Here is a 7,293-nt window from a genome sequence, read left to right as displayed (position 1 = left end):
GGGGCGGCCGGGGGGCCGTTAACCGGCCCCCCCCCCCCCCCCGCCCCCCCCCGGCCCCCCCCCCCCCCCCCCCCCCCCCCCCCGGGGGGCCGGGGGGGGGGGGGGCCCCCCCGCCCGCCCGCCGGTCGTGGTGCGGGCTACTTCCCGGTCTGCGCCACCGGGGTCTGGAACGGGTGGTGGTGGGTGCCGCCGACGTGCAGCTCCTCGTCCGGCTTGCCGGCGAGCCTGGGCAGCACGTGGGTGCCGAACGGGTCGGTCACGGTCACCGTGGTGCCGCTGCGCTTCACCTCGTGCGGCGAGCCGACCGCGTACGAGGCCAGCGCGAGCCCGGTGCTCGGGGTCGGGCTGGCGCTGCTGGTGGCGGTGCCGAACAGGGCGCTGGCCACGGTGAGGCTGGTCGGCGCGCCGCCCAGCGTGGTGTAGGCGGACTGCTCACCGCCGTACGTGGTGCCGAAGGCGGCGCCGCCGGTCACGGTGGTGCCGGTGGGCACGGTGACCGGGACGGTGGTGCCGGACGGGCCCTGCACGGTGACCACGCCGCCCTGGACGTAGCCGCTGACCCCGCCGGAGTTCTCGGTCTGCTGCCAGGCGGTCTGCTGCTTCAGGGTGGTGCCCGCGTCGGTGAGCGTCTGGTTCACCATCGGGGTGTCGGCCGTGTACCAGCCGCGGTACGTCGACAGGATGCCGGTCAGCGTCTGCAGGGCGAGCCGGTCGTCCGTCAGGTTCGACTGGTGCATGAAGAACGGCCGCGGGTCGTTGCTGAGCACGTACCCGAGGGTGATCTTCTCCTGCATCGGCAGCACGTACGACGCCCAGCCGGCGTTGAGGTCCAGCGGCGAGATGCAGGTGGTGGTGGCGGGATTGGCCTCGCAGTTGCCGCTGCCGCCGTTGGCCTTGGAGGTGTAGAGCCAGTTGTACTCGCTCACCTCGTCGGACTGGGTGGAGACGTTGTAGAAGACATTGATCGGGTGCCGCGGCACGCCGAGCGCCGAGGCGATCTGCCGCTGGCCGGTCTCCCGGGAGGCGTCCACACCGAGCCACTGGATGTTGTTCTGGCTGAGCGCGGCGAGGAAGTTCGGGCTGTCGCTGGGCTGCTGCGGCAGCATCACGGTGCCGGAGTGCTCACCGGCGACCAGCTCGCCCGGCCGGAACGGCAGCCCGTTGGCCTGGCCGAACTGGATGTTCTGCTGGATCTGGCTGCTGACCGTGGCCTGGTCGACGTACTGGATCGCACCGGTCGAGTCGGTCTGGCACTTCCACGGGATCACGGTGAAGTTCTGCACGCAGCCCAGGAACGGGTGCTGGTAGGTGTGGTTGAGCCACATGAAGCTGCTCTTGTTCGCCAGCAGGGCCGTGGTCAGCGGGTCGGTGCCGCCGTTGGCCTGCGCGTAGTCCAGGCTCGGGCCGCCGTTGAACAGGAAGTCCAGCGTGTAGTTGTTCTGCTGCTCCCAGGCGACGGTCGCGGTGACGTCCGCGGGCGTCATCCGGATCGCCTGGGTCGCCGGGACGGTGCCGACGCAGTCGCCCTCGCCGGGGGTGCAGTGGCCGCTCTGGCTCCACCGGGAGTTGGCGTTGAACAGGTCGTCGATGTGGGCGGAGAAGTAGTTGCGCCAGTAGCCGAGGTGGACGCCCTTGGTGACCCAGTCCACGATGCCGTGCGCCAGCAGCCGGAACTGCTGCTGGTAGTAGTTGTAGGCGAAGGTCATCACCAACTGCTGGCGGCCGCCCGAGGTGTAGACCCCGGCGAGGGTGCCCTGGGTGGTGGTGCCGGGGATCGTCTCGGTCAGGAACGGCTCGAAGTGCGAGCCGGTGGCCGGGTTGTCGGGCAGCGGGGTGGGCAGGTAGCCGTACGAGCCGCTGCCGCCGGCGGTGCCCTCGAAGGCCACCGGGCCGTTCAGGTAGTGGAAGGCGTCGCCCCGGGCGGAGGCGGTCGCGGTGGCGGTGGTGGCGTCGACGGAGCCGGACCAGGTCGGCGCGGTCAGGCCGGTGTTGGCGCCGGGCCAGACGTAGGAGTCCACCTGGCGGACCTGGTAGGTCTGCTCGTACCCCGCCAGGGTGCTCAGCTCGGTCGCGGAGAGCTGCGTCGGCGCGTCGTTGGGCAGGACGACGCCCTCGAAGTGCCCGTGCGGGGTGCCGTCGGCGAGGGTGTCGGCCAGGAAGGCGGCGGTGATGGTGGCCCGGCTGCTGTTGGTCAGGTCGATGACGGTGGTCGGCACGCCCTCGGCGGAGAGCTGCTGCCGGATCCCCTCGACCCAGGGGTTGCCGTCGGTGACCACCAGGACGTTCAGGTCCACCCGCGAGCTGGTGGCCGAGGCCGGCACGACGGTGGCCAACCCGATCACCGCGGTGGCGACGGCCAGCGCGACGACGGGGAGGAAGCGGAAGGCCTTCACGCGAAAGCCCCCTGCGGTATTGCGGTGAGTCGACTCATGGGAGCCGATAATGCCCGGCCGGATCGGCCCGCGCAGCCGCCTGGGAACAAGATTTACCAAGGGCTGGGGAATTACTGGTGAAAGCCCGTTCCGCGGCCGACTCCCCCTCAATGGACGTGGCGTGAACGGCATTTGATGAAAGCATGATCAGACGGCCACCACCAGGCAGTTCACCCTCTGGACCGCCTTCCGGGCGGCCGCATCGTACGGTTCCGACCGGCGCCTGACAATGCCTTCCCGCCGCACCCCGCCCCGGCCATTTCCCGCCACCGCAGGAATACCGGTCGGGTCAATTCCCGGGGAAGCGGCCCCGGCCCGGCGGAGGCCGCACGGACGACCGGGGCGGCGCCCGGCCGTCAGGGCCCCGTCAGCAAGGCGTCAGCAGCCCGTCAATGCCCCGCCGGAGCCGCCCGGAACGGCGCAAGCTGAGGGCCGTACCTGCAGGTCCGCAGGTCCTTCCGGAGGTGAGTCGCATGTCCGTAGTCGCCGCGTTCCATTCCGTCGTGCCCGATGCGCGCCACCGGGGCCACGGGCTGCGCGCCGCCTTCTCCCAGGTGCTGGAGCGGCTGGCCGCCAGCCCGCTGGACAGCTCCGTGCTCGGGGCGATGGGCGCGCCCCGCTCGACCGACCGGCCGACCGGGCTGCACGCCCACTGGCACACCGTCACCCGCGAGGACGGCAGCACCGCGCTCGAAGCGGACTGGCACCCCGGCCGCTGAGCCAGGGAGCCCGGGCCGGGAAGCCCAACGGCCGTACCGCCGAAGGCCGTCCGGGGCACCCCGGGCCCGCCGTCGCCACGCGACAGGCCGGGCCCGGGGTCCTTGCCCTCCCCGACCGGGGACCGGTAGACACGGTCCCGACACCGTGCGTGACGGCACGGTGCGGAACAGGGAGGTTCCCCGCCATGAGCGTGACGAGTCGGTACCGGGAAGCCTGGGAGGGCTTCTGGCGCGAGGCACCCGAAGCGCCCGGCGAAGTGGTCTGGGACGCCGAACCGGCCATCACCGCGGAGCCCCACCTCACGCTCTTCCGGCCCCACCTGGCCGACCCCCGGCTGCCCCTGGTCGACCTGGGCTGCGGCAACGGCCGGCAGACCCGCTACCTCGCCGAGCACTTCGGCCGGGTCCTCGGTGTCGACCTGTCGGAGACCGCCGTCGAGCTCGCCCGGCGCCAGGACCCGGCGCAGCGGGCCGAGTTCGCCCAGCTGGACGCCACCGACGCGGACGCCGTCCGCGCCCTGCACGAGCGACTGGGCGACGCCAACGTCTACGTCCGCGGCCTGATCCACCAGAGCGATCCGGCCGACCGCGGCCCGGTCGCCGAGGCCGTCGCCGTCCTGGTCGGGGCGCGCGGCCGGGCCTTCGTGGTCGAGCCGACCGAGTCGGCCAAGGACGTCCTGAAGGAACTGGTCCAGGACCCGGCCGGGCCGCCGCCGAAGCTGCGCCCGGTCTTCGCCCACGGTCTCGCGCCCGCCCAGGTGGCCGACGCGGCCTTCGACCGGCTGTTCCGCACGGTCGGCCTCACCGTCCTCGCCACCGGCGAACGTCCGCTCTCGCTCACCGAGTTCGCCCCCGGGGGCGAGCGGATCGAGCTGCCGGCCCGGTGGTTGGCGGTCGGCCGGGACGGGGCTGAGCAAGGCCGGCGCTGAACCCGTTGACGCGGCGGGCCCGTTCGAGGAGTGTCGGGGCTGACAACCGTCGATCGTCACCAGCCGCGCGCGGGGCAGAGGGAGCCGGACCATGGGCGTCGCACGTCGTGATCTTCTCAGATGGAGTGCCGGAGCCGTCGGTGCGGCCGCCGCCGGGGGCCTGCTCGGGACGGCCTCCGCCCGGGCCGCGGGCCGCTCGACCACCCCGGGCGGGCAGGCCACCGAGAGCTGGATGGGCCGGCTGGACGGCGGCCTCTCCCTGCTCGACCTCACCGTGCCGGGAACGCACGACTCCTGCTGCCAGAACCCCTGGTACGGCACCGAGTGGTCGCACACCCAGAACTGGGGCATCCCCCAGCAGTTGCAGGAGGGCGTCCGCTTCCTCGACATCCGCTGCAACGGCCTGGAGGGGGCGCCCGACGAGCTCGGGATCTACCACTCCGACGCCTACCAGCACATCCGGCTCCAGGACGTGCTCGACCAGTGCCGGTCCTTCCTGCGGGCGCAGCCCGGCGAAACGGTCCTGATGCGGCTGAAGAACGAGCACGCCGGCGGACAGGCCCTGGACGACGCGGAGTTCCAGCGACGGGTGAACCACTACCTGGACGGCCTCGGCTACCGCGACCTGTTCCACTTCTACGGCTGGCCCACCCTGGGCGCGGCCCGCGGCAAGGTCGTCCTGCTCGCCGACTTCGCCAACCCGTGGGGCCTGATCGACTGGTCCAGCGGGCAGAACGACTGGTTCGACACCCAGGACGTCTGGCAGATCGGCGGTCTGGACGCGCTGAACGAGAAGGGCCGGGACATCGTCGCCCAGTTCGACAAGGCCTACCTCAACCCGGGCTACCCGAAGATGTTCGTGAACTTCCTCAGCTATGCGGGCGGTTACTGGCCGAAGACCAGCTCGCAGACCCTGATGGACCGTGCCGTCTACCCGTATCTGAGCGCCCGGACCGGGCAGCGGGCCCGGTTCGGGATCGTCCCGATGGACTTCCCGGACTTCCACGTGAACGTGCTGCAGATGCTCGTCGACAAGAACTTCGTCTGAGGCGGGCCCGTGGGACGAGCGGACGACGACCGGATGACCGGGTGGCCGGGCGACGGCCCGACCACCCGGGTCCGCTCAGCGGGTCGGGGTCTCGGTCGCCGTGCTCGGGGCGGCGGAGGTCGCCGTGCTCGGGGCGGCGGAGGTCGCCGTGCTCGGGGCGGCGGCGGTCGCCGAGGCGCCCCAGGCGGCGGGGTTGGTGACCAGACCGGTGCAGCCGTCGCCGTCCTGCTGGTGGCCGCACACCCGCAGGGCGATGCCCGGTGCGCCGGCGTCGACCATCTTCGAGTAGTTGTCGTAGCCCCAGTTGATCCGCGTGCCCTCCTGCCGGCCGGTGCTGGTGGTGATGGTGGCGGTGTCCCCGGGGGCGCCGTCGGTGATGCTCGCCCAGGCGGCCCGGCAGCGCGGGCTGTAGTGGACGTACAGGACGACCTTGCCGATGTTGCCGGTCAGCAGGGTGCGGTCGTCGGCCTCGCAGCCCATGGCCGTCGGGTCCTTGCCGAGGCAACCGACATCCCGGCAGAGCGGGGCGGGCAGGACCTCCATGGTCTCCACGGTCGGTACCGCGGTCGGGGCCGGGGGTTTGCCGGTCGCCGCCTCGGCGCTGCCCCCGATGTTCAGGCCGTGCAGGTAGAGGCTCACGGTCAGGACGAACACGGCGACGACCGCGACGGCGAGCAGGGCCTGCGGCCGGCGCCACCCGGCGGCGCGGGCGAGGGCGGCCGGGAGGTCGGCCCGTGGGACGGCCTGTGGGACGGCCTCCGGGACGGCCTGCGGGACAGGGACGGCGGTGGGGACGGCAACGGGCTCGGGCTCGGACTCGGGCTCGGCGGGGGCCTCGACCGCGGGGCCCTCGACCGCGGGCGGAGCCGCGGCTTCCGGTGCCCCGCCCGCCTCGCGGGCGGCCGCCTCGGCCTCCCGCAGCAGGGAGGTCAGCAGCTCCGCGTCGCAGTCGAACGCGGCGGTCAGGCCGGCCAGCGCCTGGGCGGTGATCAGGCGCTTTCCGTTCAGCCAGCGCTCCCAGGAGGCCTTGCTGAGGTAGGTCCGCTTGCCGAGTTCGGCGAGCGAGATCCCGTGCGCGTCCTTGACCGCGCGCAGTTCTTCGGCGAGCCGCCGCGCGGGGTCCGAAAGGTCCCCGGGAAGCGGCTTCCAGGACTGACTCATCGTGGGGGGCACCTCTGGGGGTCAACGGCAGACATGGACCGATCATCTTTCGGCTGATCAGTTTAATCGCGTCCCGCGCCGGCCCCCGTTCCGTCCCCCGCCGCCCGGGTCCACCGTCTCAACCGTGGCCCGCCCGTCGTCCCAAGTCGCAGCTCAGCGGCCCTGGGACGGGGCGGGTCGTCTCAGATCCCGCGTAGGTGGTCGAAGATCCGTGCACGTTCGCGCAGAGTTGGGCGCGCCGGGTAGCCCCGAGGTCAACACCGGTTCAGGTCCGGGTAAAGACCTCCACGGGGTGGGAGCAACCGAGGGCGCCCGGTGCACCACGGAGCACCACAACGGTCATCTCAGAGGAAGTTCGGGGAAATACCTCATGGGCCGCCACCACGCGTCCGAGATCACAACGCCGTCACCCGCCGACCGCCTGGCCGGCGAACTCCAGTCACTGAAGTCCGGATCGGGCCTCACCTACGCCCGGCTCAGTGAGCGCACCCACTACGCGAAGTCCTCGTGGGAGCGCTGGGTCAACGGCAAGCAGTTCCCTCCGCGCGACGCGGTGCAGAGCATCGCGTCGGTCTGCGGGGGCGATGCCGAACAGCTGTTGGAACTGTGGCAACTCGCCGAGAGCCGCCGCATCGTGCTCACCCTGCCGGGCGCCCCCACGCCCGGTGTCGGCGTGGCCTGCGCCGCCCCGGACGACGGGCAGCCGTCCGACGGCGCACCGGGCCACCCGGAGGGATCCGACGGGGCGCACGCCGACTGTCCGCACCGCCGGGAGGCCGTCCGGCTGCGGGGGCTGGTCCTGTTCACGCTGGCCGTCGGGGCGGGCGGGGTGCTGGCCGCCGCCGGGCGGCGGACCCTGCGCCGGGAGATCTGACCGGTCGTACCGGAACTCCCGGCGGGATCCGGCGGGAATCCGATCGGAAGGACGAGGAGGGACGGAAAAAAGGCACCGCGCCCCGTGGGGAGGGCGCGGTGCCCGTCCGTGTGCGGCCACGACACGGTGC

General features: G+C 72.6%; 6 protein-coding genes. 4 read left to right on the top strand and 2 right to left on the bottom strand.

All coding sequences use genetic code 11. From position 1 onward, the window contains the following. Positions 1–137: 137 nt before the first annotated feature. The gene (locus ACIP4P_RS04990) at positions 138–2,393 is read right to left on the bottom strand and encodes a hypothetical protein (RefSeq protein WP_400914870.1); all 2,256 of its coding nucleotides are present in this window, start codon (positions 2,391–2,393) and stop codon (positions 138–140) included. Between the two features lie 542 nt (positions 2,394–2,935). Here ACIP4P_RS04990 and ACIP4P_RS04985 point away from each other — a divergent pair. The 3 genes from ACIP4P_RS04985 to ACIP4P_RS04975 all read left to right on the top strand — a co-directional run bounded on the left by ACIP4P_RS04985 (position 2,936) and on the right by ACIP4P_RS04975 (position 5,128). After that, a complete protein-coding gene (locus tag ACIP4P_RS04985; RefSeq protein ID WP_400914868.1) occupies positions 2,936–3,151 on the top strand; it encodes a hypothetical protein in 216 nt (71 codons plus the stop codon). Between the two features lie 185 nt (positions 3,152–3,336). Beyond that, positions 3,337–4,080 carry a class I SAM-dependent methyltransferase gene (locus ACIP4P_RS04980; protein ID WP_400914866.1) on the top strand — a complete coding sequence of 248 codons (744 nt, stop codon included), beginning with the start codon at positions 3,337–3,339 and terminating at the stop codon, positions 4,078–4,080. A 91-nt stretch (positions 4,081–4,171) separates the two neighbouring features. Continuing rightward, positions 4,172–5,128 (top strand): phosphatidylinositol-specific phospholipase C, encoded by a 957-nt coding sequence (locus ACIP4P_RS04975; protein ID WP_400914864.1) that lies wholly within the window; start codon positions 4,172–4,174, stop codon positions 5,126–5,128. A 75-nt stretch (positions 5,129–5,203) separates the two neighbouring features. Here ACIP4P_RS04975 and ACIP4P_RS04970 read toward each other — a convergent pair whose 3' ends face one another. Next, a complete protein-coding gene (locus ACIP4P_RS04970) occupies positions 5,204–6,289 on the bottom strand; it encodes a DUF2690 domain-containing protein (RefSeq protein WP_400914862.1) in 1,086 nt (361 codons plus the stop codon). A 370-nt stretch (positions 6,290–6,659) separates the two neighbouring features. Here ACIP4P_RS04970 and ACIP4P_RS04965 point away from each other — a divergent pair, with 370 nt between their 5' ends. Beyond that, positions 6,660–7,163 carry a helix-turn-helix domain-containing protein gene (locus tag ACIP4P_RS04965; protein WP_400914860.1) on the top strand — a complete coding sequence of 168 codons (504 nt, stop codon included), beginning with the start codon at positions 6,660–6,662 and terminating at the stop codon, positions 7,161–7,163. Positions 7,164–7,293 lie beyond the last annotated feature (130 nt).

This window comes from Kitasatospora sp. NPDC089509 (assembly GCF_044749365.1).
Classification (GTDB): Bacteria; Actinomycetota; Actinomycetes; order Streptomycetales; family Streptomycetaceae; genus Kitasatospora.
This window is presented reverse-complemented; position numbering and strand designations above follow the sequence as displayed.